Annotated in this window: 27 protein-coding genes and 1 tRNA gene; 16 read left to right on the top strand and 12 right to left on the bottom strand. The window is 53.5% G+C overall.

Going from position 1 to position 26,053, the window contains the following annotated elements; genetic code table 11:
* The 4 genes from CMO10_RS17525 to CMO10_RS17540 all read right to left on the bottom strand — a co-directional run bounded on the left by CMO10_RS17525 (position 1) and on the right by CMO10_RS17540 (position 2,162).
* Positions 1-74: transfer RNA gene (locus tag CMO10_RS17525), tRNA-Asp, on the bottom strand.
* Positions 75-357: 283 nt separating this feature from the next.
* Positions 358-912: a transcriptional regulator gene (locus tag CMO10_RS17530; RefSeq protein ID WP_297024633.1), complete on the bottom strand. Its 555-nt coding sequence runs from the start codon at positions 910-912 to the stop codon at positions 358-360.
* Positions 909-1,403, bottom strand: a complete 495-nt coding sequence (locus CMO10_RS17535) for a response regulator (protein ID WP_297024634.1) — start codon at positions 1,401-1,403, stop codon at positions 909-911. The genes CMO10_RS17530 and CMO10_RS17535 overlap by 4 nt, the downstream gene beginning before the upstream one ends.
* 285 nt (positions 1,404-1,688) lie before the next feature.
* Positions 1,689-2,162 (bottom strand): deoxycytidylate deaminase, encoded by a 474-nt coding sequence (locus CMO10_RS17540; RefSeq protein WP_297024635.1) that lies wholly within the window; start codon positions 2,160-2,162, stop codon positions 1,689-1,691.
* 286 nt (positions 2,163-2,448) lie between these two features.
* On the opposite strand from CMO10_RS17540, the gene pyk reads away from it, so the two are divergent.
* From pyk to CMO10_RS17555, 3 genes are all read left to right on the top strand, one after another.
* On the top strand, positions 2,449-3,870 hold the full coding sequence (gene pyk, locus CMO10_RS17545; protein WP_297024636.1) for a pyruvate kinase: 1,422 nt from the start codon (positions 2,449-2,451) through the stop codon (positions 3,868-3,870).
* Positions 3,871-4,232: 362 nt separating this feature from the next.
* Positions 4,233-5,762, top strand: a complete 1,530-nt coding sequence (locus CMO10_RS17550) for a DUF2336 domain-containing protein (protein WP_297024637.1) — start codon at positions 4,233-4,235, stop codon at positions 5,760-5,762.
* 5 nt (positions 5,763-5,767) lie between these two features.
* Positions 5,768-6,751, top strand: a complete 984-nt coding sequence (locus tag CMO10_RS17555) for a hypothetical protein (RefSeq protein ID WP_297024639.1) — start codon at positions 5,768-5,770, stop codon at positions 6,749-6,751.
* 37 nt (positions 6,752-6,788) lie between these two features.
* Here CMO10_RS17555 and CMO10_RS17560 read toward each other — a convergent pair whose 3' ends face one another.
* The 3 genes from CMO10_RS17560 to CMO10_RS17570 all read right to left on the bottom strand — a co-directional run bounded on the left by CMO10_RS17560 (position 6,789) and on the right by CMO10_RS17570 (position 8,976).
* Positions 6,789-7,103, bottom strand: coding sequence for a ribbon-helix-helix domain-containing protein (locus CMO10_RS17560; RefSeq protein ID WP_297024641.1), 315 nt, complete (start codon positions 7,101-7,103; stop codon positions 6,789-6,791).
* 118 nt (positions 7,104-7,221) lie between these two features.
* Positions 7,222-7,803 (bottom strand): DJ-1/PfpI family protein, encoded by a 582-nt coding sequence (locus CMO10_RS17565; protein ID WP_297024643.1) that lies wholly within the window; start codon positions 7,801-7,803, stop codon positions 7,222-7,224.
* Positions 7,804-7,992: 189 nt separating this feature from the next.
* A complete protein-coding gene (locus CMO10_RS17570; RefSeq protein WP_297024645.1) occupies positions 7,993-8,976 on the bottom strand; it encodes a mechanosensitive ion channel family protein in 984 nt (327 codons plus the stop codon).
* 225 nt (positions 8,977-9,201) lie between these two features.
* Here CMO10_RS17570 and CMO10_RS17575 point away from each other — a divergent pair, with 225 nt between their 5' ends.
* Both CMO10_RS17575 and CMO10_RS17580 read left to right on the top strand, forming a co-directional pair.
* The gene (locus CMO10_RS17575; RefSeq protein ID WP_297024646.1) at positions 9,202-10,098 is read left to right on the top strand and encodes an OmpA family protein; all 897 of its coding nucleotides are present in this window, start codon (positions 9,202-9,204) and stop codon (positions 10,096-10,098) included.
* A 170-nt stretch (positions 10,099-10,268) separates the two neighbouring features.
* Positions 10,269-10,922: a hypothetical protein gene (locus CMO10_RS17580; RefSeq protein WP_297024647.1), complete on the top strand. Its 654-nt coding sequence runs from the start codon at positions 10,269-10,271 to the stop codon at positions 10,920-10,922.
* A gap of 80 nt (positions 10,923-11,002) precedes the next feature.
* Here the strand turns inward: CMO10_RS17580 and CMO10_RS17585 are convergent, their stop codons facing one another.
* A complete protein-coding gene (locus CMO10_RS17585) occupies positions 11,003-11,425 on the bottom strand; it encodes a CoA-binding protein (RefSeq protein ID WP_297024648.1) in 423 nt (140 codons plus the stop codon).
* A gap of 213 nt (positions 11,426-11,638) precedes the next feature.
* On the opposite strand from CMO10_RS17585, the gene CMO10_RS17590 reads away from it, so the two are divergent.
* Complete coding sequence (locus tag CMO10_RS17590) at positions 11,639-12,517, top strand: protein-methionine-sulfoxide reductase heme-binding subunit MsrQ (RefSeq protein ID WP_297024649.1); 879 nt, start codon at positions 11,639-11,641, stop codon at positions 12,515-12,517.
* On the opposite strand, the gene CMO10_RS17595 is transcribed toward CMO10_RS17590, so the two are convergent.
* Together CMO10_RS17595 and CMO10_RS17600 are read right to left on the bottom strand one after the other, a co-directional pair.
* The gene (locus CMO10_RS17595) at positions 12,489-13,124 is read right to left on the bottom strand and encodes a LysE family translocator (protein WP_297024650.1); all 636 of its coding nucleotides are present in this window, start codon (positions 13,122-13,124) and stop codon (positions 12,489-12,491) included. The two genes, CMO10_RS17590 and CMO10_RS17595, sit on opposite strands and share 29 nt — an antisense overlap.
* Positions 13,125-13,220: 96 nt before the next feature.
* The gene (locus CMO10_RS17600) at positions 13,221-14,015 is read right to left on the bottom strand and encodes an enoyl-CoA hydratase (RefSeq protein ID WP_297024651.1); all 795 of its coding nucleotides are present in this window, start codon (positions 14,013-14,015) and stop codon (positions 13,221-13,223) included.
* 168 nt (positions 14,016-14,183) lie between these two features.
* Between CMO10_RS17600 and CMO10_RS17605 the strand changes: the two genes are divergently transcribed.
* The 5 genes from CMO10_RS17605 to rpsI all read left to right on the top strand — a co-directional run bounded on the left by CMO10_RS17605 (position 14,184) and on the right by rpsI (position 17,380).
* Positions 14,184-15,155, top strand: a complete 972-nt coding sequence (locus CMO10_RS17605) for a hypothetical protein (RefSeq protein WP_044828684.1) — start codon at positions 14,184-14,186, stop codon at positions 15,153-15,155.
* 251 nt (positions 15,156-15,406) lie between these two features.
* Positions 15,407-15,694 carry a hypothetical protein gene (locus tag CMO10_RS17610; protein ID WP_297024652.1) on the top strand — a complete coding sequence of 96 codons (288 nt, stop codon included), beginning with the start codon at positions 15,407-15,409 and terminating at the stop codon, positions 15,692-15,694.
* Between the two features lie 134 nt (positions 15,695-15,828).
* Positions 15,829-16,269, top strand: a complete 441-nt coding sequence (locus tag CMO10_RS17615; protein WP_297024653.1) for a PaaI family thioesterase — start codon at positions 15,829-15,831, stop codon at positions 16,267-16,269.
* Between the two features lie 155 nt (positions 16,270-16,424).
* The gene (gene rplM / locus CMO10_RS17620; protein WP_008890948.1) at positions 16,425-16,892 is read left to right on the top strand and encodes a 50S ribosomal protein L13; all 468 of its coding nucleotides are present in this window, start codon (positions 16,425-16,427) and stop codon (positions 16,890-16,892) included.
* The gene (gene rpsI, locus CMO10_RS17625; protein ID WP_044828688.1) at positions 16,892-17,380 is read left to right on the top strand and encodes a 30S ribosomal protein S9; all 489 of its coding nucleotides are present in this window, start codon (positions 16,892-16,894) and stop codon (positions 17,378-17,380) included. Before rplM ends, rpsI begins: the two co-directional genes overlap by 1 nt.
* Positions 17,381-17,548: 168 nt before the next feature.
* Here the strand turns inward: rpsI and CMO10_RS17630 are convergent, their stop codons facing one another.
* Positions 17,549-18,712: an alpha-hydroxy acid oxidase gene (locus CMO10_RS17630; protein ID WP_297024654.1), complete on the bottom strand. Its 1,164-nt coding sequence runs from the start codon at positions 18,710-18,712 to the stop codon at positions 17,549-17,551.
* Positions 18,713-19,093: 381 nt separating this feature from the next.
* Here CMO10_RS17630 and CMO10_RS17635 point away from each other — a divergent pair, with 381 nt between their 5' ends.
* Positions 19,094-19,975 carry a GNAT family N-acetyltransferase gene (locus CMO10_RS17635; RefSeq protein ID WP_297024655.1) on the top strand — a complete coding sequence of 294 codons (882 nt, stop codon included), beginning with the start codon at positions 19,094-19,096 and terminating at the stop codon, positions 19,973-19,975.
* 56 nt (positions 19,976-20,031) lie between these two features.
* Here CMO10_RS17635 and CMO10_RS17640 read toward each other — a convergent pair whose 3' ends face one another.
* On the bottom strand, positions 20,032-21,030 hold the full coding sequence (locus tag CMO10_RS17640) for a hypothetical protein (protein ID WP_297024656.1): 999 nt from the start codon (positions 21,028-21,030) through the stop codon (positions 20,032-20,034).
* Positions 21,031-21,158: 128 nt separating this feature from the next.
* Here CMO10_RS17640 and CMO10_RS17645 point away from each other — a divergent pair, with 128 nt between their 5' ends.
* The 4 genes from CMO10_RS17645 to CMO10_RS17660 are packed head-to-tail and all read left to right on the top strand — an operon-like array spanning position 21,159 to position 26,006.
* A complete protein-coding gene (locus CMO10_RS17645; protein WP_297024657.1) occupies positions 21,159-21,857 on the top strand; it encodes a methyltransferase domain-containing protein in 699 nt (232 codons plus the stop codon).
* Positions 21,857-24,055, top strand: coding sequence for an aminotransferase class I/II-fold pyridoxal phosphate-dependent enzyme (locus CMO10_RS17650; protein ID WP_297024658.1), 2,199 nt, complete (start codon positions 21,857-21,859; stop codon positions 24,053-24,055). The genes CMO10_RS17645 and CMO10_RS17650 overlap by 1 nt, the downstream gene beginning before the upstream one ends.
* Entirely contained in the window at positions 24,055-25,278 is a 1,224-nt protein-coding gene (locus CMO10_RS17655; RefSeq protein ID WP_297024659.1) for a DegT/DnrJ/EryC1/StrS family aminotransferase, read from the top strand. The genes CMO10_RS17650 and CMO10_RS17655 overlap by 1 nt, the downstream gene beginning before the upstream one ends.
* Complete coding sequence (locus tag CMO10_RS17660) at positions 25,275-26,006, top strand: WbqC family protein (RefSeq protein WP_297024660.1); 732 nt, start codon at positions 25,275-25,277, stop codon at positions 26,004-26,006. Before CMO10_RS17655 ends, CMO10_RS17660 begins: the two co-directional genes overlap by 4 nt.
* The last annotated feature ends 47 nt before the right edge of the window (positions 26,007-26,053 follow it).

Below are 26,053 nucleotides of genomic sequence, written 5' to 3' on the forward strand. Positions count from 1 at the left end.
CGCGAGTGACGAGACTTGAACTCGCGGCCTCCGGCGTGACAGGCCGGCGCTCTAACCAACTGAGCTACACCCGCATGGTGCGTGGCGCGGTTTTTAGCAGTCACTTCATGGTGGCGCAAGCGGTTTTTCGCCAAGTTTTTCAATTTTAAAACCGGTTCTTCTGCCGGTAGAAACCGGTCGCGTTCCGGGCGCGCAAAAGTTTGCACGTTCGAACGCGTTTGCAACACCGAATGCGGGGCAAAAGAACAGGACTGTCGGCTTGAAAAAACGGAAGAATGAAGCGTACAGGGCAAGCAGTTCTTAGGGGCGTGTTTGCCGCCCGCAAAGCTTGCTGCTTAACGCCAGAGAGGTGAGGGGCTATTCGCGCGGGTCTTCGTAGCGCTCGGTCAGTTTGGTGAGTGCGGCGACGGTTGCCTGTTCAACGGTTGAACCAAAACCGGTCACGCGGCCCGCCAGAATGACATAGAGCGAGTCGATATGAAGCTGAACAACAAGTAGCTGTTTTTCGTTGGCCGTGGTGCGGTCCGCAACGAAGGTTTCCATCGATTTGGCGATCTGGGTCATCAGCGGATACTGGAAGGTCCCGCCAAGTGCCTTGACCGAATAGGCGAGGTCGCCTGCAGCCGTAATGGCGTCGGGACGTTTGGATTTGTCACCAAGGGCCGCGATTACGGTTTTGCGGCAGTCCATCAGATCCTTGCCGATGTCGCGGACAAAGGTTTCTGAACTGCGCTGAACGACTTGTTCGAGTTCTTCGAGCTGCTCTGGGGACAGGTTGATGTCAAATCCCTTGACGAAGTTTACAGCCCGGCGCTTCAGATCGGTCTGTGCAGGGATGATCTGCACATTCTTTTTCTTTTTCGGTTGTTCCGGCTTCACGATTGCTCCGCTTCCCCAGTCAAAATGGCTCATTCGTCCGTGCTCCTGCGATCAGGACCGTCGAACTGGACCTGTCTGCGACGTCGGTCCGGGCCAAAATACGTCCCGGTATTTACAAAGACACGCGGTCGGGTAATCACCGAGACCAGACGGCTGTAAAGTGCCTTGGCATTGAAGGGTTTGGCAAGAAATTCCGTAATTCCCAGATCACGCGCTGTTGTTACGTAGCGAAGCTCGGAATGTGCGGTCAGCATAATCACCGGAATAAACCGGTTGGGCGAATTGGTCGAATTGCGCATGACATCAAGGAATTCTAGCCCATCCATACCATGCAGGCGCCATTCGCAAATCACGATGTCGATCTTTTCCGTGCGCAGTACATCAAAGGCATTATTCGGCGTTTTCACACGCTGGATATGACTGGCCCCCAGATAGGCGAGCGTGTCATAGACCACCTGAGCTGAAATCTTGTCCCCATCAACGATCAGAAAACTAATCTTACTAAAATCTATTTTCGCGTTCATCCGGCCTCGGTTCCTGAGCATCATCACGAAATGCGTCGCTGTTCAGGAGGATACAGCAGCAAATCATACCCCGTTGCTGATCTGTAAATCCTTATACCTTTGTCTGGTTTCCAGCAAGGCCAAACCGCTTTGATTCCGGCCCGGAAATCTGACAAATACTGACCCGAAGCCAGTGCGATATGTAGAACAGACGACGTTTGCGTCTTATTGTTTTTGGTGCTCGTGCCCGGTTCGGACCCACCCAATATTGGGCATTTTTTTTCAGAGTAAAGGGTAAGTTCGTTTTTATTTCATGGGCTTGGTCGTGCCGTCATCATCAATGACCTTAACGGCAACACCGGACTCTTCGAACATTTCCGTCGATATCTTCATATCCTGTTCCCAGCGTTCGAGGAAATCAGGCGTGAGTTTTGACTTGTCGACATAGACCTCGGCGATGCCGGCCTGAATGATGGCACGCGCGCAATCGCAGCAAGGGAAATGCGTGACATAAAGCGCACAGCCATCAAGTGACGTGCCGGTATAACTGGCGTTATAAATCGCGTTGCGTTCGGCATGTTCGGTATAGGCGTATTTTTCCGGACGCTGATGGCGGGTTTCGACTTCGTCATCCACACCGCGCGGAAATCCGTTATAGCCGACCGCGCGAATTTCCTTTTTCGGGCCGATAACAACCGCACCGACCTGCGTGCTGCGGTCTTTTGACCAGTCTGCAATATGGGCGGCAAGTCCAAGAAAGCGGTGGTGCCATTTGCTCATCAAAATGGGTCCTGTCTGGGCCAGAGGATCGGTCGGTCTGATCGTTTCATATGACCGGCATGTTTCACCGGTATGCGTTCTTTAAAGAAGGGCCTTCTTGTAATTGTCCAGTGAAAAATCACATTTTTGTAAAGGCATTTAATGAAAAGTCCCTGTTCAAATAGGGGCTGATTGATTATTAAGGGGATACCCCCAGAAACAGATCAGGACCCTTTTCGCCTCGCCGCAGATGCAGGCCGAAGCGGGAAGGATCACGTGTAAACCGAATAACAAGAGGTAGTAGCCGATGCGCCGTCAACGTAAGGCGAAGATCATCGCGACCCTGGGGCCGGCAAGTTCAAAGCCAGAAATCCTCGAAAAGATCGTGCAGTCAGGTGTGGATGTTTTCCGCCTGAACTTCTCGCACGGGGAACACTCAGAACATCTGGCCCGCTTTGAAGCGATCCGCGCCGTCGAAGAAAAACTCGGGCGCCCGATCGGTATTTTGATGGACCTTCAGGGCCCGAAAATTCGTGTCGGGACCTTTGCTGACGAACAGATCGAACTGGCCGCCGGCGACAAGTTCAAATTCGACATGGACAAGACGCCGGGCGACAAGAACCGTGTGGCGCTGCCCCATCCCGAAGTTTATGCCGCCCTCAAGCCGGGTGCGAACCTGTTGCTTGATGATGGCAAGCTGCGCATGCAGGTCGACAAATGCGACGACAAGTCGGCGGAATGCACCGTCATTACCGGTGGTCCGCTGTCGAACCGCAAGGGCGTTAACCTTCCCGATGTGATGTTGCCGCTGTCGCCCCTGACCGACAAGGACCGTGCCGATCTGGATTACGGTCTGGAAATGGGCGTTGATTTCGTGGCCCTTTCATTCGTTCAGCGCCCGGAAGACGTTGCTGAAGCCCGCAAGATCATTCAGGGCCGTGCCGCGATCGTTTCCAAACTGGAAAAGCCGCAGGCAATTGATCATCTGGATGAGATTGTCGATCTGTCGGACATGATCATGGTTGCCCGTGGTGACCTTGGTGTTGAATGCCCGCCGGAAGATGTTCCGATCCTGCAGAAACGCATCATCAAGGCCTGCCGCGAAGCCGGTAAGCCGGTGATTGTTGCGACCCAGATGCTTGACTCGATGGTGTCCAACCCGGCACCGACCCGTGCTGAAGCATCGGACGTTGCGACCGCGATCTATGACGGTGCCGATGCGGTGATGCTTTCGGCCGAAAGTGCGGTGGGTAAATACCCGATTGAAACCGTATCGATCATGGATCGTATTCTGCGCCGTGTGGAGCAGGATGAGCTTTATTATCGCATGCGTGACGCCAACCGCCCGGATCCGGAGCATAACGCCCCGGATGCGATAAGTGCGGCCGCCCGTCAGGTGGCAACCACCATCGGCGCGAAAGCGGTTGTGAACTATACCTCGTCCGGCTCAACCGCATTCCGTGCAGCACGTGAGCGTCCGGAAGTGCAGATTCTTGGCCTGACGCCGCGGATTCAGACCGCACGTCGCCTGGCGCTTTGCTGGGGCGTGCATCCGGTCTTTACCCGTGATGCGACGAACTTTGCCGAAATGGTCGGGATTGCGACCGAGGTGGCAAAGCGCGAAGAGTTCGCCGGTCCGGGGGATTCGCTTGTGATTACTGCTGGTGTTCCGTTCGGGACCCCGGGGGCAACCAACATCCTTCGCATCGCATGGGTCAGCAATAATTAACGCAGAGTACCGCGTTAAACGATTTTCGAAGACGGGCGTCCTTTTGGGCGCCCGTTTTTGTTTGGATTTGTCCAGGGTAGGGTGGCCTTTGCCCGGTATTTTCTGCGCAACGGGCTTGTGGGCGCATAGCACCCTGTATCGTTAATGTTTTTTTGAGTCTTTGCGTCGATAGTCATTCTGTAATCAAGGCTCTGTCTGGGGATGGAAGCCATTGAGGTTGGGCTATCAAATTTAGACGTCTTGTCTGGTTGTGTATCGCTGTCAGTTTCGGTTAAGCTGCTCTGACAAAACACAAAAATAAGGTATCGCATTGTCGATACCGGTATGCCGCCAGACACGGGACCAGGGGAATTACTGCGATAATGCTGAGTTGGATGTTCAATCGGCAGAAGAATGCGGGCAATGAGGGGCTTGATGATAAAGCCTCGGCAAAGCTGCGTGATCTGGCCGACACTGTTCGCACCATCGCACCTGAGACGTTTGGATCTGAAGCAGGTCGCGCTCAGGGACGCGCGATTCCCCGTAAACATGTTTCCGAAAATACCGCCGATGCCGCAGGCCTCGAACATGCCGCGCGCCTTTCGACCGAAATGGACGCGCTTGACGATGTCGAGGATGTGCCTGATTTCGACAGCGACGTGCGCATGGATGTGGCGCGTCGCCTGCGTCGGCATCTGACTGATCTGAGCCCGTCCGAACGTCTCGATATGGTTGACGAGTTCGTCGCGGCAATCACCAATATGGGCGATTGTTATCGCCCGCAGGTGATTTCTCTGATCGAACAGGAACTGGGCCATACCCCCTATATGACACGTCAGGCGGCGACCCGTCTGCGTCAGGATATCCAGTCGATTGGCCGGGTATCGATTGCCGATTATATCGAACTTCTCAGTGACTCGGACTTCCTTGATATCATGCGCGGACGCGGCGAATTCGTTCAGACCGCTGCCGAACGTGAACGCGCCGAGCTTGAAGCCGCCGCAAAGGCCCGCCTGATCGAGCAGCAGGCCGAAAAGGAAAAGGGCGGGTTGCTGAACCGGTTGCTGTCATCTGACGATGCGCCACGCAATGTCGTGCCGATGACGCCACATTTTGCCGAGCAGGCTGCTGCCAAGCCAAAAGCGCCGCAAAACGATATTCTCGGCGGTCAGAACCGTATTTCGCGACAGGCCCAGCGCCGTATCGCGCATTTCATCATGGCATCCCTGTTTGACACTCTGGTCGAACAAGGCCGCATGCGCACCGAAGTTGCGCGCGCCTTGCGTCAGTCGGTGCGTCAGCGGATCGAGAAGGCCCGTTTTGAAAACCGTGCGCCGATGCCATCGCGTGATAGCGAGATGAATATCGAGATCGCCGATAATGAAATGGTCGAAAACGACGTGGTCGAGGCATCTGATGCCAAGATGACGATCGACCAGTATGTGCTTGATGCGCTGTCGCGTAATGATGATGCACTGGTCGTGCAGGCACTGGCCCATTACGCGCAAATCCGTGCCAATGCGGTTTCGAAGATTCTTGATTCCGGCAGTGCCCGGGCGATTACCGCCCTTGCATGGCGTGCCGGGATGACCGCACCTGCGGCGGTTGTTCTGCAGATCAGCAATGGCATTCCGGAATCGGCGATTGAAAGCCCGGCGGCCGGTGGCCGCTTTGCAATGGCTGCGGCCGATATGGACTGGTACATCGATTTCTTTAGCGACATGAAGCCGGTGGCTTCGCGCACGAAAGTCGAAAAAGAAAGCGAACCAACCCCGGCTGAAACACCGACGGCACGCTCTTCGGTTCGTAACTCTGCGCGCAGTCATGGTCTGCGTCCGCGCTCCAGCCGCAATAGCGGCGGGCTAGAAGGCTTGGTCTCGGACCGGCGATCCAAAGGTCGCAAAGAGGACTGAGTGCCATGAGCAGCAATCTCGGCATCTCATATGACGGGCTGAAACACGCCCTTACCATCAAGGAAAGTTATCTGTCTGGCGAACCTCTCACCGTTACCGGTGCGGCCAAGCAGCAGCGTCTTTTGATGCCGGAACATTTGCTGAGCAATGATCTTGCCCTGATGCAGTATGACGATCCGCTGGCACTGGCCGTTATTGCGACCAAGGACCCGGAAAGCCCGATGGCGCTGGCTGCTGCGATCCGCATGGGGCCGCACGCCAAATGCAAGGAGCTGATCACGGGCGTCTTTGAAGTCGTGTCAGAAGCCACCAAACACGAACTGGTTGCCGATTGCGCCAAACTTCTGACCAAGAACGCGTTCAGCCCGGAAGCCTTTCACCTTGTGCGCACGCGCGCATCCAATCATGTGGTGGAAATCCGCGAAGCATATCGTCGCGCAATGGGCAATAACCTGCGGGCGTTGCTCGATGGCAAAATGGAAGCCCGCGCGTTTGTCGAAGAATTCATCGAGCTGGCATCGAACGGCAATTTGCGCATCGATATCTATCGCCGTCTGGTGATGAAACTGATGCGGTCCGATGCCGTGCGGCCGAGTGTGAAATTCATGCTGCTGGAACGGCTTGATCGTTTCCCGCAGATGGTCAAGCTTCAGATCGTCAATGAGGTCAATTCCGCGCCTGATACGCCGGAATACCAGACGCTTAAGCAGGAACTGCGCTGGATTTACGAGGCAAAGCAAAAGCAGCAATTGCCGCAGGCGGCGCAAACGCCGATCAATGCTTCCAACCCGGGCAAATCATCCGGTCCGCAGATCACTGCAGCCGACCTTGTCGGTCGTTCGCAGATTGATTTCGGCGCAGCTGCGGGCATGCATCGTCGCAACACCATCATCAAGCCGGCTGAGCCGACCTTGCGGCGTAATGCTACGCCCAACATCATGACCAGCGGCGGGTTCAGCACCCGCGAGCTTTCTTCCTGGCTGAACTAACCAGATAGACCTTATTTGGTGGCCGTTTTCACTGTGACTAGTTGTGCAGCGCGGATGTGGCCGCATCTTTCGGTACGTGAACGTGCAGGCCTGCCTGTTTTTCCAGATGGACGGTGCAAATCACACGTACCAGTGACGCAAAGTTCGGGATGTCACCGCGTTGGGCGACGACCTCGTCATGGATTTTGCCAAGGAACTGCGGGGTTGTGAAACCCTCACCAGCAGCGATTTCATCAAGGATCTGCCAGAAACGCAGTTCAAGACGCAGGCTGGTCACCACGCCGTTTATGCGGATGGAGCGGCTGACAGATTGATAAAGTTCGGGATCGGTTCCTGAATAGATCTGACACATTTGGACGGCCTTTCCTGTTGGTGCCACCGTTACGTCATGTCCGGCGGTCTTCTTTTTGGTTGGCGCAATGGTCAATCAAATGGCGCCCAAACGCAATGAACGTTTGGGCGCAGATGCATTACAACTTGATTTCGGTGCCAAGCACCTTCAGGAAGGCCGCCATCCATTTCGGGTGGGCGGGCCATGCCGGCGCGGTTACCAGATTTCCATCCGTGCAGGCATCGTCAATGTCGATGTCAGCGTAAATGCCGCCACCCAGTTTGACTTCCGGCGCGCAGGCCGGATAGGCCGAGATTTTGCGATCCTTGATGATATCAGCCGCCGCCAGAATCTGTGCACCATGACAGACAGCGGCAATCGGTTTGTCCGCGTCATGGAAGTCGCGCACCAGACGAATGACATCCTCGTTCAGGCGCAGATATTCCGGTGCGCGGCCGCCGGGGATCACCAGCGCGTCGTAGTTATCGGCGCGCGCGGTTGCGAAATCGGCATTAAGCGCGAAGTTATGACCGCGCTTTTCGCTATAGGTCTGATCCCCTTCGAAATCATGGATGGCGGTTGCTACCGTATCGCCAGCCTTCTTATCCGGGCAGACGGCATCAACATGGTGACCGACCGCCAAAAGGGTCTGGAACGGCACCATGGTTTCGTAATCTTCCGCGTAGTCACCGGTGATCATCAGAATTTTTTTCGCAGACATATTTTATCCTCCCGCTTGTTTTGATTTGCCGTCTATGGGCAAGGGCAGGGAACTATACGCCTGATGACGATGGGACGGGTAACAGCCGGGTACTACGTCGAAAGCTTCACCTGAGTGTCATGCGTATTCGGCACAAAAAAAAGAGGCCCGAATGGGCCTCTTTAGGAAAGATGATGATTTTAAAAGAGCTCAGCTTTTCGCAGCTGGTGTCTTTTTCGCCGCCGTGGTTTTGGCGGTTGATTTCGATGCGGTTGCACGCGAACGGGTTGCCGGTTTTTTGGCAGCAGCCGGTTTCGCAGCGGTTTTGGTCGCCGGTTTGGCAGCCGACTTTGCAGCACTTGCGGTTTCCGGGCTTTCGATGATGTGAAGGTCGCGCTGCGGGAACGGGATCGAGAAGCCGGCAGCTTCGAGTTCCGTTTTCGACTTGCGGGTCAAATCAAAGAAGGTCGGCCAGAATTCGCTGGTGGCAACCCAGCCACGTGCGGTCAGGTCGACCGAGCTTTCGCCAAGGGTGGCGACGAAGCTCATCGGTTCCGGGTCCTTGAGAACGCGTTCGTCGGAAGCGACGAGGTTTTTCAGGAACTCGAGCGCTGCGTCGACATCGTCGTCATAGGAAATACCGACCTTGATATCGAGACGGCGGGTCGGGTTGCGCGAGTAGTTTTTGATCGCGCTGTTCCAGATTTGCGAATTCGGGGCGGAAATAAACACACCATCCGGCGTCTTGAGCAGGGTGGTGAACAGGGTGATTTCAGCGACCGTGCCTGAAATCGAACCGGCTTCGACAAATTCATCGATCTTGAGCGGACGCAAGATCAGGATCATGACGCCAGCAGCGATGTTTGACAGCGTACCCTGCAGGGCCAGACCAATCGCCAGGCCGGCAGCACCGAGAACGGCAATGATGCTGGTCGTTTCAACGCCGAAGTTCGACAGGACGGCGATGAGGACAAAAATCAGAATGGCATAGCGGACAATGCTTGAGGCCAGCGGTTTCAGAGTCGCATCAACAAATTTTGCATTCTTAAGGGAATGGCGCACCAATGCGGCTGCCCGACCGGCGATCCACCAGCCCACGATCAGTATCAGGATGGCGCCGAGAAGGTCGAGGCCAAACCCAAGCGCAAAGCCCTTTAGCATTTCTGTGATGGTCGCTACATCGGTTTCAATCATTTGAACCTCGTTCGCTCCGTGTCATAATTGTGTTGATTGCCAACCATACTTCTGTATGAGAGGATTAACATTACAGGTTTGAGTGTGCTTGAAAAGTGTGATGCAATCACCAATTCTTTCTAGGTGTATGGAACAAACCGTATTTCTGTTCGTTAAAGACCATATTATCACCATCATTGGTGTTAAGTTAGTTTGTGAATAACAACCTAAAGACAGGGGTAAGACATGCAGATCCGTCCGAAAATTCTTTTTGCTCTTGGTGGCGTAGCGCTTCTGAGTGCATGTAGCACCGTCGAGAACAGCGGTACCGCCGTTCCTTATGGTGGTAACCCATTCACCTACAGCAGCTCGGTTTCTTCTGCGCTTGCGTCGCAGGAGCCGACCACCGATTTCGGTAAAGCGCTGAAAACCGAATATCTTGCTTACGCACAGCGTGAAGCTGATGAATGGTATGACTTCTTCGACGCCGACTTCTTTGCGAAGAAAGCCGGTCGCGTAAGCGGTGACACCATTGTTCTTCCGGAAGATCCGGCAAACTGGCGTTTCTCGGATGAAGAAATCGCACAGAAACGTGCTGTTCGTGACGAACTGCTCGCACTTCTGGACGATGGCAAACGTGAAGAGAAACCGGCAACTGCTGCTGTTGCTCAGGCCCGCTTTGACTGCTGGGTTGAGGAAAGCGAAGAAGGCTGGCAGACCGAGCTGATCAGCCAGTGCTGGAAAGACTTCGAAGCTGCAATGGCAGAACTCCGCGCTGTTGAGCCGGCTGCACCGGCACCGGTTGCCGCTGCTGAGCCGCGTCTGTTCACCATCTTCTTCGATTTCGACAGCGTTGCAATCACCCCGGTTTCCGAGCGAGTTCTTGATGCCGCTGCTGAGCAGTGGGCAACCTCGATGGGTGACATCACCGTTGTTGGTCACACCGACTCCTCGGGTTCGGCTGCCTATAACCTTGGCCTGTCCGAGCGTCGTGCTGCAGCTGCCCTTGGCGAGCTGACCGGTCGTGGCGTTAAAGGTGACATGATCGAAAGCGATGCCGTTGGTGAAGGTGATCTTCTGATCCCGACTCCGGATGGTGTTCGCGAGCCGCGTAACCGTCGTGTGACGATTTCTGTCGACTAATCACCGACATTTACGAAATCTTTGGCAACGAGGTGGCATTATGCCACCTCGTTGTTTTTATATGTGGTTTTGACCATCCGGCGATTTTTCGCGGAAACAGGTGTTGAATTTGGGATTAATGTGAATAATCTCTGGATTGTATTCCTGATGTAAGTGAGAGGCGGGGACATATGCTGAAGGCCATCAAGTCGGTCTTTTCGCAGCGCTCGGGGGGCGTTGCTCTTGCAGTTGCGACACTGGCGGTAGTGACCACCGCCTTCTTGCCGACCGCGCGTGCGGCAGACAAAACTCCTATCGTTCCGTTCGAGCGTTATTTTGCCGACCTGCGTGGTGATGGCAAAACCCTGCGCTTCAACGCGTTCTCAGGCGAAATCCCGGGCAAGCGCATCAAGGAACTTCTGCGTTCCGGTGCGGTCATCGGTGATCGCATTCTTCTTGCCGAAGATGTCGCGGTTTATTTCCCGGATGGGTATATCGTTCAGTCTCAGGCGAATTTCGCGAAATATGTCCCGAAAATCGGCGTACAGCCGACCAAGGTAGAAACGCGTGATGATCTGGTTGAAAACCCGCGCTATGCGCTGGTTGAGCGGTTCGACACCATCCTTGGTCATGAATGCGCACGTACCGAATATGCCAACGGCTTTGCTGCCCTTCGTATCAAGCCGGACGGCGTGATGTCGCTGGTGCTTGAAACGGCGGGTCACTTTGACGCACTTGTCGAAGAACACACCACGGCCTACACCGTGACCAGTGCTGTTCAGCCGATCTTTATGGGCAATCAGGGACTTGTCCCGGATTTGATGGCGCAGTGCCGCCGCGGCTAAGCACGTTTCAGTATATCGAATTAATAAAGGCACCGGATCGTCCGGTGCCTTTATTAGTTTCTGGGGCAAGCGGCAGGGAGTTAGGACAGGCGCGGTAATTCAATCGCCGGGCAGCGATCCATAACCGCAGTCATACCGTTGGCAACGGCCTTGGCACAGGCATCAGGGTTGATCACGCCAAGCTGCATCCAGACCGATTTGGCGCCGATGGCAATCGCATCATCGACCACGCCAGCTGCATCTTCGCTGTTGCGAAAGATATCGACCATATCGACGGTCACCGAAATCTCGGAAAGGTCTGCAACAACGGTTTGGTCGTGAATGGTGCTGCCCGCCTGACCAGGATTGACCGGAATAACCGTGTAACCGTGATCGAGCAGGAACTTCATCACCCGGTTGGATGGGCGTTCCGGCTTGGGGCTTGCACCGACAAGGGCGATGGTTTTGGTGGTATCCAGCAGGGATTTGATTTCCGGATCAGAGGGATTTTGAAATTCAGCCATTCGGTTTCATCCGCTTTCGGTGATCGATACGTATGATTGTTATAGGAATGTTATATTGTCTGCGCCGTCCTGCAACTTTGATATGCGTCATCAGATGTTTTACTGGGCAGGAGTGGGGAGCAACTCGCGGAAAGTTGAAGGCATTTTAGGTGACGGTGACGCTTGGATGCGCTTTGACTATGGGATCGCTGACAGCACACAGATTTGGTTTGAATGTATCCTTGGCTTGACCCATCCGGACGGTTTTCGTTTTTCAAGCTTATCGTCTTTGTCACCCTTCTGGTGCCGGGCATGGTTTTGCTATGGCCGGTGATTGCGCAGGGTGGAGCGACCATACCGGTCAAGGAAGCCATTCTTGAAAGCGGTGAATGGACGATCCGCATTTTGCTGATCACGCTTCTGGTGACACCGCTTCGCCGCATCACACGGTTTTCAAAGCTGGTGCAGGTCCGCCGACAGATTGGCGTGGCGGCATTTTGCTATGTGATGATCCATTTCGGGCTTTATGCCATCAGCCAGAACCTTGATGTCATCCGTATCGCCAGCGAGATCGTTTTGCGGATTTATCTGACAATCGGTTTTGTTGCCGTTATCGGGCTGGCGGTTTTGACCGCAACCTCGACCAAATCGGCCATGCGTCGTTTGGGGGCAAAATGGGTGCGCCTGCACAAGCTGGTCTATCCGATTGCCGTGCTTGGCGTGGTGCATTTCTTTTTGCAGTCAAAAATCGATGTCAGCGAAGCCACCCTGATGGCCGGGATGTTTGTCGGGCTTATGCTCTATCGCTTTGCTCATTGGCGCGGCTGGTCGCTGCGCTCGAGCACCACGTTGCTGTCGATTGCGGTACTTGCCGGGTTGGCGACAGCTGGCATCGAATACGCATGGTATGCCTTGGCAACGGGTATTCCGGCTGATCGCGTGGTTGCGGCCAACCTGGAATGGATGTGGCCGCTCCGCCCGGCATGGAATGTGTTGCTGGCGGGAATTCTGGTGGCAGCAACACTTCCATTTGGTAAGGACGGGTTCTTCCGTGTGAAGATCGGCAATCTGTTTGGAATGATCCTTAGACCGCAGCACTCGCGCGGCGGGTAAGCGCGGTCAGCAAGCCAGCCCCGATCATGACGCCGCCACCGACGCGGGTCAGGCGACGCAGAGCCGATGGATGGCGGAACCGTTCGCGCAGGGCGCTTGCCATCACTGCCCAGATCGCGACATTGATTACAGCCAGGATGACGAAGGTCGCAGTCATGATGATAAACTGCGGCAGCAAAGGATCGCCAGCAGTGACGAACTGCGGGACAAAGGCAATGAAGAAGACAATGCCCTTGGGGTTTAGCGCAGTCACGATATACGCCTGCAGGAACATGCGTGACGGGCGGTTGCGTTTGGCATCCGGCTTGTCATGCAGGGCTTCGGGTTTTTCACGCCACATTTTGATCCCGAGATAGATCAGATAGGCCGCCCCCCCGAGTTTGAGCACAGTAAAGGCCTCTGCCGAGGCAGCCAAAAGGGCACCAGCGCCGGCAAGCGAAATAGTCATCGCCGTCAGATCACCCAATGCAACGCCCGGAACAGTCGCCCATGCGGTTTGCTTGCCCTTGCCCAGTGCGTAGCTCACGACAAGCATGATGGTCGGGCCGGGGATGGCAAGAACAACGGCGCAGGCAAAAGCAAAGGCAAGCCAGATTTCGAACGACATGGGTCGGACTCCAAAACACGGTATTGATCCCGGAATGTGTTATTCCGGGACGTTTGCATATACCATCATAAGGTAATGCGCCTGATATAGGGCAGATTATTCGTGGCGCCAGCTGGGGTGACGTTTTTCGACAAAGGCACCGATCCCTTCGCGGGCGTCATGCTTTTGCATATTTGCCGTCATAACATCGGACGCATAGGAATAGGCCTGTGATAGCGGCATTTCGACCTGTTTATAGAAGGCCTGCTTGCCAAGCCGGACGGTCATGCCAGATCGTGCAGCAATTCCAGCCGCCAGTGCATTGGTGTGATCTACAAGATCGTCATCCGTCACCACGTCGGACACGAGCCCCATGGCAAAGGCGTTATCGGCACTGATCGGATCACCAGTTAGCAGCATGCGCATGGCGTGCTTGCGCGCGATGTTGCGGCTCAGTGCTACCATCGGTGTGGAACAGAACAGGCCGATATTGACCCCCGGTGTTGCGAACTTGGCCGTGTCGGCGGCAACCGCCAGATCGCAACTTGCGACCAATTGACATCCGGCCGCCGTCGCCATGCCACGCACGCGGGCAATCACCGGCTGTGGCAGGCTGACAATCGTCATCATCAAATCACTGCATTGATTAAACAGACTGGCATGCTGATCACATTCGGTGATGCCGCTCATTTCCTTAAGGTCGTGCCCGGCACAAAAGACAGGTCCCTCTGCCGCAAGGATGACGCAGCGGACATTACTTTCATTGGCGATGCGATCAAATGCGTCCTGAAGGGCCGTCATCATCGCGCTGGAAAGCGCGTTGCGGCGCTTGGGATTGCTCATCGTAAGGGTGACGACCCCGTCATGATCTGTGCGGGTGACAAGCGGGGTATCTGTTGCGGCATCAGTCATCGTGTTCCTCCCGGCTGACTGTATGAACGTGATGTTTTTTTGATTTTTAAAACACGGTAGATCGTAGTAGAATTGCACGTAATGGGTTAAAAATAAAACCCTCGAGATGTGCCGAATTTCCTGGTTTCTATGCCTGATTGATAACAAGTATTCGGCAAGTGGTTGTGGATGAGTGAGAACTTACCGCGTCGGCGCGGACAAGCACCGGGTCGCTTTGTTTCGACCCGTAAAGTCCGGGAAGCCGCCAAGCTGACAAGGCCTGTGCGTGAAACGCCAATCAAGCGTTTTGACAGCAAGGATATGATGGAACGCGATCTTGAAAGATATCGCGCAGATGCACGTGCGCGTCTTCTCAAGAACGGCTTTGATATCCCGGCCTTTCTGATGCCCAAGCTCAAAAAAAATCCTGATGACGAAGACGGCGATGAAAATCCCGATCCAGTGATCGAGGCTGATCTGCGGCCGCCAGCCATGACCGGGCCAAAGCCGACAATGTCGCTCCGTAACGACAAGCTTGCTGAAGCCAAGCAGGAGCGCGCCGTGGCGGCGGCAAAGGCCAATCCACGTCGTTATGTCTATGGCCAGAATGCCGGTGGTGGACTGATGTCGATGTTCCTGCCCGAGGACGGGCAGGCTGCGGGCACGTCAACTGCGGCGTCGAACGCGCTTCAGACCAATCGTGCGCAGGACCCGGCGGCCCATGCCGCGGCCCAAAAGGCCGCCATTGCCGAAGAACGCAGCGCCTATGAGGAATATGTCGAAAGCCTCAATGGCGGGAAGACCTTGCTTGATGTTGCGCAGGGCAAGGAGGGGGCGCAAGACGGCCATGGCGGTCAGAATGATATTAGCGGCCGGGTAGATGACCTTAAGGAAGCCGAGGTGCGGACATCGCGGATTAATCTGCCCGATAGCGAGTCTGATTGGGCCATCCGCGAGGATCTGGATGCCAAGCGCAGGGCGCATTTGCAAAAGCAGGGCAAATCAGGCGGAAAGTCCGCCAAGGCGCGCAAGGAAGCCGGCGAGCCACTGAGCTGGAACAAGATGATCGCGCGGTTGGCGGCCTATATGATTGCCGCTGTTGCAGTCGGATATGTGCTGGTGCTGACCTTTAACGAGTTTTCGGCAATTCTTGGCCGTTAAGGCAGATGTCAAACTCTTGCCGAACGATTGCCTTAATCCCCATATAATACGAAGGCAATCAATCATGTGACGGCGAGGCCAGAGCAGGCGGGCACGTTGCATGACGAGAATGACAAGGCTTGGGGACGTCAGAGCGAATTTATCCAAGGCGGGGGCGCCAGGATCGCGGCATTGCATAAAGCGGGTCGGGATCAAGGTGACGTGAAAATCACCCTGTTGCAGGAGCCAGCGAATGACGCTGTGAAATCGCCATGATGTATGACGAAACCGGTCAGGAAGACCGTCAACCTGTTTACCTACCTGAAAACCGTCATCACTGGGCATCCAATGATGAAGTCGACAAACCTGTGCGCGATCTGTCGCGCGGGCCCGTCCGTGCGCGGTTCAAACGCCCGAGCGATGATACACCGCGCATCTCCATCACCGAGTGGATGAAGGAAAATCTGCCGGGGATCGGGGCAACCGCGATTGCGGCGATTGTGATCCTGTGTGTGGTGGTGGCGATCTATACCGATGTGGCCGGGATCGTAACCCGCTAGGGGCGAGCAGATGGTGCCATTTGTCATACGGCCTATGCGCAAATTATTGACGTTAACGTAAACGTTATGTCAGGCTGTCTTTCTGAAACAATTAATGCTGCAGCAAGCAGCATCAGAGGGAGGCCAACCAAGCCATGAACAGTTCCGCAACGCCGACCGGTGTGACGCCGGCCGATTTTGACGCCATCATGCGCGATAAGGTGCCATTTGTCGGTGATATGGGGGTGATCACCGAAAGCCTGTCTGAAGACACTGCCGTTCTGCGGTTGCCATTCAAGGAACGCTATCTGCGGCCGGGCAATGTCGTGACCGGGCCTGCGATCTTTGCGCTGGCCGATATTGCGCTTTATGCCGTGGCCTGGCTTGTGGTACCCAAGGCCGATCTGGCGGTGACCACCGAGGCAACAGTACATTTCCTGTCCGGGGCGAAGCCGGGCGATCTGATTGCAGAGGCCAAAATCCTTAAGGCGGGCAGGCGGCTTTTGATTGCGGAATGCCATATTCGATCCGCAGTTGATGACAGCCTGTGTGCACATGTGATTGGAACCTATGCGATGCCGCCGACCGCAAAATAATGCGATATTGTGTGGTAAAATAATACCGCGCAAAATAAGTCGTTGATTTACAACGAAATATTCCTGTTGTTTTCCTGTTGGATGCTGGCATAATGCGCCGACTTTCAACGAGGGAGCAATCCCTCCGTGGAACCCAGTTTTCGAGTATAGAAATAATGAAAACCTTCACTGCGACACCGAGCGACATCGAGCGCAAATGGTTCGTGGTCGACGCAGAAGACGTCGTCCTTGGCCGCCTTGCAGCCGTTGTTGCCAACCGTCTTCGTGGTAAACACAAAGCTATGTTTACCCCGCACATGGACTGTGGCGATCACATCGTCATCGTCAATGCCGAAAAAGTCAAACTGACTGGCCGTAAACTTCAGAACAAGAAGTTCTACTGGCACACCGGTTACCCGGGCGGCATCAAAGAACGTACCATGGACAAGCTCCTGAACGGTGAGCATCCGGAACGCGTTATCATCAAAGCTGTTGAGCGTATGATGAGCCGTGGCCCGCTGCGCAGCCAGGTTCTTTCCAAACTGCACGTCTATGCTGGTACCGAGCATCCGCATGAAGCTCAGAAGCCGGAAGTCCTCGACGTAGCGGCTATGAACGAAAAGAATAAGCGGAGTGGCAAATAATGGCCGACACCAAAACTCTTGAAGATCTCAAGGATCTGGCACAGGGCGGCGAAGTTGCTGCAGCTGCAGAAGGCACTCTGCCGGAGCCGAAGATCGACGCACAGGGCCGTTCCTATGCAACCGGCCGTCGTAAGAACGCAATTGCACGCGTCTGGATCAAACCGGGCTCGGGCAAAGTCACCGTCAATGGCCGTGAGTTCGAAGACTACTTCGCACGTCCGGTTCTGCGCATGGTGATCAACCAGCCGTTCGGCGCAACCGATCGCAAAGATCAGTTCGACGTAGTCTGCACCGTTTCCGGTGGCGGTCTTTCCGGTCAGGCCGGTGCCGTTCGTCACGGTATCTCCCGTGCACTGACCATGTTCGAGCCGGCACTGCGTCCGTCACTCAAAGCTGGTGGGTTCCTCACCCGTGACTCGCGTGCAGTTGAACGTAAAAAATACGGTCGCGCCAAAGCTCGTCGTAGCTTCCAGTTCTCGAAACGTTAATTCGTTTTCGGGCAACAGGCTCGCGATACTGTTTGGAAAAGCGTCACCTTCGGGTGGCGCTTTTTCTTTTTGCGAGTTTGTCTTCCAAGCCAACAAAAAAAGCGGCGCCTTCAAAACGAAGGACGCCGCTTTTGTTTTATGCCGGAAGGCAGAACCGTTTCGGTGGTGTTACTGCCAACGGTCCGAGAAATCGCGCGGGATCATCAGGATGTCACGATCAAGTTTGGTGACGTCCGTCCGTCCACAAAGCGCCATGGACACTTCAAGTTCCTTTTGAATGATCTCCAGCGACTTGGTGACACCAGCTTCGCCCATCGCCCCCAGGCCATAGACATAAGCGCGGCCGATATAGGTGCCCTTTGCGCCAAGTGCCAAGGCCTTCAGTACGTCCTGACCAGAGCGGATACCGCTATCAAGATGGACTTCGATCTTGTCACCAACCGCATCCATGATCGCAGGCAATGCCCGGATGGATGACAGGGCACCGTCAAGCTGGCGACCGCCATGGTTGGAAACGATGATGGCATCGGCACCGACATTAAGCGCCTCCAGAGCATCGCGTGGATCAATGATCCCCTTGATGATCAGCGGGCCATCCCACATTTTGCGGAATTCGCGAATGCGGTCCCAATCAAGCGATACGTCGAATGCCTCGGCCGTCCAGGTGGTCAGCGATGACGCGTCGGCAACCCCCTTGGCGTGACCAACAATGTTGCCAAAGAAGCGGCGTTTGGTGCCAAGCATGCCAAGGCCCCATTGGACCTTTGTCATCATGTTGGTTACCGATTTGACCGTCAGCTTGGGCGGGGCGGAGAGGCCGTTTTTCAGATCCTTGTGGCGCTGTCCAAGCATCTGAAGATCAACCGTGATGACCGCGGCCGAACATTTGGCAGCTTTGGCGCGATCAAACAGGCGCTTCATGAAGTCATCGTCTTTGAGCGTATAGACCTGCAGCCAGAAGGGCTTGGATGTGCTTTCGGCGACATCCTCGATCGAGCAGATCGACATGGTCGACAGCGTATAGGGAACGCCGAACTTTTCAGCCGCGCGGGCGGCCTTGATCTCGCCGTCAGCACATTGCATACCGGTCAGTCCGACCGGTGCAAGGGCGACAGGCATGGAGACGTCCTGACCGATCATCTGGCTTTTGGTGGTGCGCCCGTCCATGTCGATGGCGACACGCTGACGCAGGTGGATATCCTGAAAGTCGGTGGTGTTTTCACGGAATGTCTGCTCGGTCCAGCTTCCGGATTCTGCGTAATCGTAAAACATGCGCGGCGTGCGCCGTTTATAGATACGTTTCAGGTCTTCGACGCAGGTAATCACTGGCATGAGGTTAACTCCGAATAAGATACGCTTGGTAATGGTAATACCAGTTTCGGAGGTTATCGCAAACCGAATTGAAAATCAGCTTCTGACTTGCGGTTTTTATATGCCGGAATCCGAGCGATGATGTTGGCGGCAAAGAATTTTAAAAAGAAGGATCGCAAATTCGAACGGGTGTGCTAATAACAAAGCATTGAGACGATAATTTTTAAATTCAAGGTGTGATCCGATGGTTGGAACAGTGCGACGAGCTTTCAAAACATAAACGTTTGAACCTCTGTTGGATTACCTTGCGATATGTGAAGGGCCGCTAATGGAGCGGTCTTTTTTTATGCCAATTCGGAAGGTTGGCAACTACCTGAAGCCCAAGGAAAGGGACCCCCCGATATGCAGTACAGAAAGCTGCACGACGCCGATTTTGATGCCGCAACCGCATTCCTTGCCAACCATGCAGCGACCTGCATGGTGCTGCGCGGGAACCTGCGAACTGCCGGTATCGAACGACGCCGTCATCCGCTTTCTGGGAGCTGGTTCGGGGAGGTGGCCAATGATGGCAGCATCAGTGCGATCGTTGCGCAATTTGGCAATGGCAACGTCTTTGTCGAGGCCGGTGATCAACCATCTATCCCGAAGGCCCTGACAGAGGCGTTTGTCGCTGATCCGCTCAAGCCGGTAGCAGGGGTGTTTGGCGATGCCGACCCGGCACAGGATATGCTGGTTCAGCTTGGATTAAAGGATGCGTCCTATGCGATCAATGCGTCCGACGTGCTCTATGAGCTTGATCTTGCCAAACTGATCGTGCCGCAAAATGCCCGGGTCGATGATTTTCAGATGGTCGATGCCGAAAAGATCGAGCGCAACACTTTGCTGCGCTGGCTGCGCGCCTATGAGATCGAGGCATTGGGGGCAGAAGACACGCCAAGCCTTGATAGCAAGATTGCCTCAAAGCTTGTGCATGCGCTTGATGCGCGGACGATGTGGGGCCTGATCGTTGATGGCAAGGCGGTGTCGCTTTCGGGTTTCAACGCAACCTTGCCCGATATGGTTCAAGTCGGCCCGGTCTGGACACCGCCCGAAGAACGCTCAAACGGCTATGCCCGCATCCTGGTTGCCAAAACCCTTCTGGCAGTGCGGGCAAGGGGTGTTGAACGCGCGATCCTGTCAACGGATAGTGAAGCGGCCGCCAAGGCCTATGAGGCGCTTGGGTTTGAGAAGGTCGGGCGCTATCGGTTGGCGCTTTTGAAGCCGGATATGAAGGTGGCGAGTTAAGCATGCGAACTGAAATTCGGGGTCATGATCTTTTCAGGCTCCGAATTTCAGGCCTCTCAGGATGATTTTTCATTCTTTTTGAGCGCCATGATGAGCATACCCATTGTTTGAACAGCGGTTTCTTTCGACAATCCCGGGTAGGGTATGTGCTCTTGCTTGGGCCGTTCCGGGAAGAGGTTCTTTCTTCCCAAAAAAGTCTCAGCCACCCAGTTGTTGCCTTCCTTGTGGGGTTGCATGAGGTCGTCGGCCTGTTGCGGGCTGAGGACACTGTATTTGTTTGGTTCTTGATTGTGTCGCGTTAGCGTCATCAGATCTTTGTGGAGTATGCGCTTTTCTTCGATCGATACGGGTAATCGATTAAGTATCTTTTGGACTTCGAGAAGGTCGCGTGAAAGGCTGATGTTCTCTCTCTGATCCTTGTTGTGTGAGATCAGAGGTAATAGTTCGGGGCGAATTTCTTCGACCAAATCACCGAGGATTCCAGATTGGTGTGTTTTGGCGTCTTCGTACGTTTTGACGACGAGTTCGTCTGCGCCGAATACGTTCAGCCAATTGCGAAGCTGTTTTTCGTAATCGCACAGATATCGCATTGCATCGATGGCGTCAGACATGTCACCGGCAAACCCTTGGGCTTTAACCATCTGGTTGTACCAGGACTCCATAAAATCGTCCTGGCGCCGCAAGTAGACAATCAGTTTCAGTTTTCGTTGGGTTAGCCATGCGTGTCTATCCATCAGCTCTTTGAGCTTGGTGGGCTGAGGGAACAAGAAAAAGTTCTCACTGGAAATCAGGACGTCTGAGTTGGACGAGGCTATCTCGCCGCCGATTTTGCCAGCGAGCTCATCAAGTGATTTGGGTTGCTTCGTCGACCAGTCCGGATATGCGCCATTTAAAAGTAACGCAACGTCATGGTGCCCATACCCCCGTATCGTTGCATCTGGATACAGCAGGCCATTGTTTGCAAACTCTTTTTGATGGCCGCAAAAATACTTTTGAATATAAGTTGTGCCTGTCTTTGGAGCACCGAGATGTATGTAAAGGCATTTGTTCAGCATTGGATTTGTGCTTTTAATTGCAAAGGACTGACGATACTCTAACGATAAATAAACGTCACCCTGCTATCTAAGGGCAAGGTCCTGAACAAGTATCGCAGATAGGTTCCTTTGCCTTTCGTGGAGCGACAATGCCGAAACCAGAAGAAATTTACGAGCTTCATGCAGCTTCTTGTAATGAAGAGGACTTCTGGGGACAGGTAAAACGCACTGTTAACGGCAAACCGATATCCGAAGAAAATATAGCTTTGATTGTGGAGCAATCGCGCAATCTTTTGCAGTTGCAGAAAAGCGATCATGTGCTCGATTTGTGCTGCGGGAATGGTGCTTTGACGCATCGCGTTTTTGACGACGTGGAAGATGTCATCGGGATTGATGTTTCACCCAGTTTGATTGCAACCGCGCGGAAGTTCTTCGGCTCCGACAAGCGCATCGAATACGTTGTCGACGATGTTTTGCAGGGGGTGAAAGCTTTGGCCCCTGATCGTGCGCCATCAAAGGCATATATGTATGGTTCTCTGCAATATCTACCGCAGGGAAAAGTGGTGGAACTCTTTAAGTTTCTGTTTGACCGTTTTCCAGAATTGACGCGGTTTATGGTGGGGAATGTCCCCGACCGTCAGAAAAAAGATGCCTTTTACAACTCGAAATCACTGAGCCCTGATGCTGGAAATGACCCCGCATCGCCAATAGGGGTTTGGTATTCAAAGGCGGAATTGTTTGAAATTGCGAGCGAGTGTGGCTGGGATGTTGAATTTCATCAGATGCCCGATGGGCATCATGCCCACCACTACCGTTATGATGCTGTTTTGGTGCGGGGAAGTGTTTGATGTCAAAGCGAGCAGTGATTTGGCTTAGCAGTATGCCGAGATCTGGAAGTAACTGGGTCTCTCAAATTTTGGCTTCGCATTCAGATATCCGGTTAAAGTTCTGTCCGCTGTTTTCCTATGAGTTCAAGAACGCTTGCGGGATAAATTCCACGGGTGATGATTGGCAAAAATTGTTTGAGGCGGTGTATGAACGCGAAGGCGCGTATCTTGATCAGCACTACCTCAGAGATGAAGGGCTACTGCCATCTTTTAAGAATAAAGCGGATGCGCCGTCTCTTTTGTGTATCAAATCAACACGGTATCATGACCTTACGCGGTCGATTGTTGAGAAGTGTGATAACGTAAAGTTTGTCGCCCTCGTTCGTAACCCTGTTGCAACCATCCATTCCTGGATACAGAACCCCAAAGAATTTCCAGCGACGGCAGACCCGATGCAAGAATGGCGGACTGGCGCATGCAGGAAATTTGAGGATGGCAATCCGATCACGGGCGAATTCTGGGGATTTGATGACTGGAAACAAATCACAACAGAGCAGATTCAGTTGGCCGAAGAATATCCGGATCGGGTGAGAATTCTCCGTTACGAAGATCTTGTCGAACAAGGCCAGCCTGTACTTGAGGACCTTTTTGACTGGTTAGGACTGTCCCTCACGGAGGCGACACTCGAATTTTTCAAGAGCTCTCAATCCAAGACAATCGATAACGTGCGGGCTGTTTATAAAAAGCCTGAAGATGTCGTGCGCTGGAAAACCGAGGCCGTTGGCGATATCAGATTTACAATCGGTTCTGAGTTGGTTGGGAGGCGATTGTCGGGTTTTGTCGACCATGAGACGCTTGCTCTTGGAGCTGCCTGGAAGCCGGGTCAGATAATTGGCGACACAGAGCGTTTGCCGCTTGCAGATAGTGGAACCAAGAGCAGTCTGAGTGAATTGGCTGTTTTTGGCGGGAGCCCGTTGTTCCCTAAAAATCAACCGCGTCCTAAAGGGCAGCTCGCTGTGCCGGATTGGGTACGTTTCGAAGCCTGTATTGATGCGGCATTTGAAGCCAAAAGATTTACCAATGACGGCCCGAATACGCGTGCACTAGCGGAGGCGTTGGCTTCGTATCATCAAGTTAAGCACGTTGTGATGTATTCGAACGCCTGCGTTGCGCTGATCGCTGCGATGCAGGTCTTGTATGAGCAGAGTGTTGCAGATGACCCCGCGCTCAAATCACGTCGGCTGAACGTGCTGTTTCCAGGTTTTACCTATGTCGGTTTACCGCATTTGATCCGATGGGCGGGGTTCGAGCCGGTTTATTGTGATGTCGATCCTGTGCGTCATACGATTGATCCTTCTGCTGCCAAAGCACTCATTGATGAAGATACCTTGGCGATTATGGGGGTGCATCAAGTGAACGCCCCCTGTGATTGCGAAGAGCTTGCAAAGCTGAGCGAGGCCACAGGTGTTCCCGTGTTCTATGATGCGGTTCATGCTCTTGGTTGCAAGATGCCAAATGGCATGCCGTCCGGTGGCCGGGGTGAGATGGAGATATTCAGCCTTCATGCGACCAAGATGCTAAATGGGACAGAGGGCGGCTACATTACGACAAATAATGACAGGCTGGTTGCGTATCTAAGCGAATTTCGAAATTTTGGTTATGTCGAGGCCAGCCGTATTTCTTGTATCGGGCTGAATGGCAAGCTTAACGAACTTCATTCTGCCATGGCCCTTGCATCACTTGATACGCTTGATGACGTTTCCAAGGGAAACAAAGCGCGCTTTGAGGCCTATGAGGCGGCACTGGCAAATGTTCCGGGCATCAATCTGATCCCTTATGCTGATCATTACTCTCAGCACAATTATGAGTTTGCTGTGATTTTGCTTGATAGTGAAGTGTGGCCTCTGTCACGGGAGGAAACTGTATTTCTGTTAAGAGCAGAAAATGCACTCGCCGTGCCTTACTACAATGAAGTTTTGTACCGGCTGTCAGATTACCCACCATCCAGTCCTTCGGATAAGCCAAATACGCCGAGGGGGCTTCAGGTCCCGGAAAGTTTGACTGTTACTGATCGATTGGCCCGGAGCATGATCCAGTTGCCTGTTGGTGATCTGGTATCTGTCAATGATTGCCAGATAATAGGTGAGTGGTTTGAATCAGTATCCACACTCGGAAACGCAATACGACAAGGTCTTGGTCAGCTGGAGGGCTCAGCATAATGCTGAAGCGAACAATTGACGATTTGAAGATTCTTGGTGGTCAAAAACAGTTTGAGCAAGAAAAACCGGTAGGGCAAATCCATATCCCGGATCGAAGTGAATTCGATGTCTGGATGAAGTCGGTGATGCAACGACGGTACTTCACCAACCACGGCCCATTGGTCGGGAAACTCGAAGAAGTGTTGCGAGAGCGCCTTGATGTTGAGCATGCCTATACGGTGACGAATGGCACGGTAGGATTGATGGTCGCGTTGGTGGCGTTGGACATCAAGGGCGAAGTTCTCGTTCCATCCTTCACTTTTCCTGCCACGGTCGAGGCTTTGAAATGGGCAAAGCTAACGCCCCGTTTTGTGGACGTTGATCCGCGAACACACATGATATCGCGCAAGACCGTTGAGGAGCATATCAACGCGGAAACCTCAGCAGTACTCGGTGTGCATGTGTGGGGCAGGGCATGTGATCCGGAAGGCTTGCAGTCCTTGTGTAAGGAAAAAGGGCTCAAGCTGATTTACGACGCCTGTCATGGCTTTGCATGCGACTACAACTCGACAAGTCTTGCGAGATTTGGCGATGTTTCTGTCTATTCCATGCATGCAACAAAGGTCGTTAATGCCGCCGAGGGCGGGGCCGTTGTCACCCGTGACGATGCGTTGGCTGCCCGAATTAACACTGTTCGCAATTTTCATCGAACACCCGCGGATGTCGAGGTGGAGATGAGGATGAATGGGAAGATGAGCGAACTGCAGGCAGCAATGGCCTTGATGGCGCTGGGAAAGCTGGAGCAGAATGTAGAGAGAAACAAAACTCTGTACTATTCCTACATCAATGGTCTTGCGGACTTAGCTTATTTGAAGCCTGCATATCTGGACAAGAACGGAAAAAACAATTTCCAGTATTCCGTGTTTGAACTTTCCGAAGATTGCCCACTTTCACGCGATCAACTTGTAACGATCCTGCGTGCAGAAGGTGTTTACGCCCGACGCTATTTTTACCCCTGTGTGCATCGACTTGACCCGTACCGTGATGCGCATAATGCCACGAGTACGTTTTTGCCAAACTCCGAAGCACTGGCTGAGAAGGTGTTCCAGTTACCATCTGGTGCCCAAGTTTCCCTTGAAGACACCAAAGCGATTATTGAGATTCTCAGGTTAACTCTTAACAATGCCGGGCAGGTTGCAGAGCAAATAAAAGACTTCCCCGTATGTGAGGCGGGGTCTCAATGAAGCTCGGAATAATGCAGCCTTATTTCTTCCCGTATATGGGCTATTTCGACCTGATCGTGAAAACAGACCATTGGGTGGTGTTTGACGTTGTCAAATATCAATCGAAATCATGGATGAACCGGAACCGTATTCAGGAACCTAACAAAGGTGAGCAATTCATCAGTGCCCCGATCATCAAGAAGTCAGGGCACACTATATCTGAAATGCAGGTTCTTGATTTCAATCGGACTGCTGAAAAGTTGCTGAGACAGCTCAACGTTTATTGCAATAAGGCACCATATTTTGATGCGGTTCGGGAGATGGTCGCCAACGTATTTTCTGAGTGTGCAGATGATAAGTTGTGCAGCTTGAATATCTCTGGATTGCGCAATGTATGCCGGTTTCTGGACATACCATTTTCGTATGATGTCTGTTCAGAGCTGGATTTAGACTTTTCCGCCGTCACGCATGCCGGACAATGGGCTCTTGAGATTTCCAAGCAACTGGGAGCATCGACCTATATAAACCCGTCGGGGGGTGTCGATTTGTTTGATTATCAAGAGTGGCAGTCTGCCAATATTGGAATTGAATTTACCCGTTTACCCAGCCTGACGTTCGATGTTCCGCATCCGTTCAAGTTTAAGCCTAATCTTTCGATTATTGATACCTTAATGTGGAATAAGCCAGAAACGGTTGTCGAGTACTTGCAAAACCTACCAACGTTTCGTCACCCTGATGCGCTGCAGTAAGCCGTCAAATTGGCAGTTGTTTAAGAACTTGCAGGGTCTATTGTTCA

The sequence above is a fragment of the Thalassospira sp. genome (genome assembly GCF_002709775.1).
In the GTDB taxonomy this organism is placed as follows: domain Bacteria; phylum Pseudomonadota; class Alphaproteobacteria; order Rhodospirillales; family Thalassospiraceae; genus Thalassospira.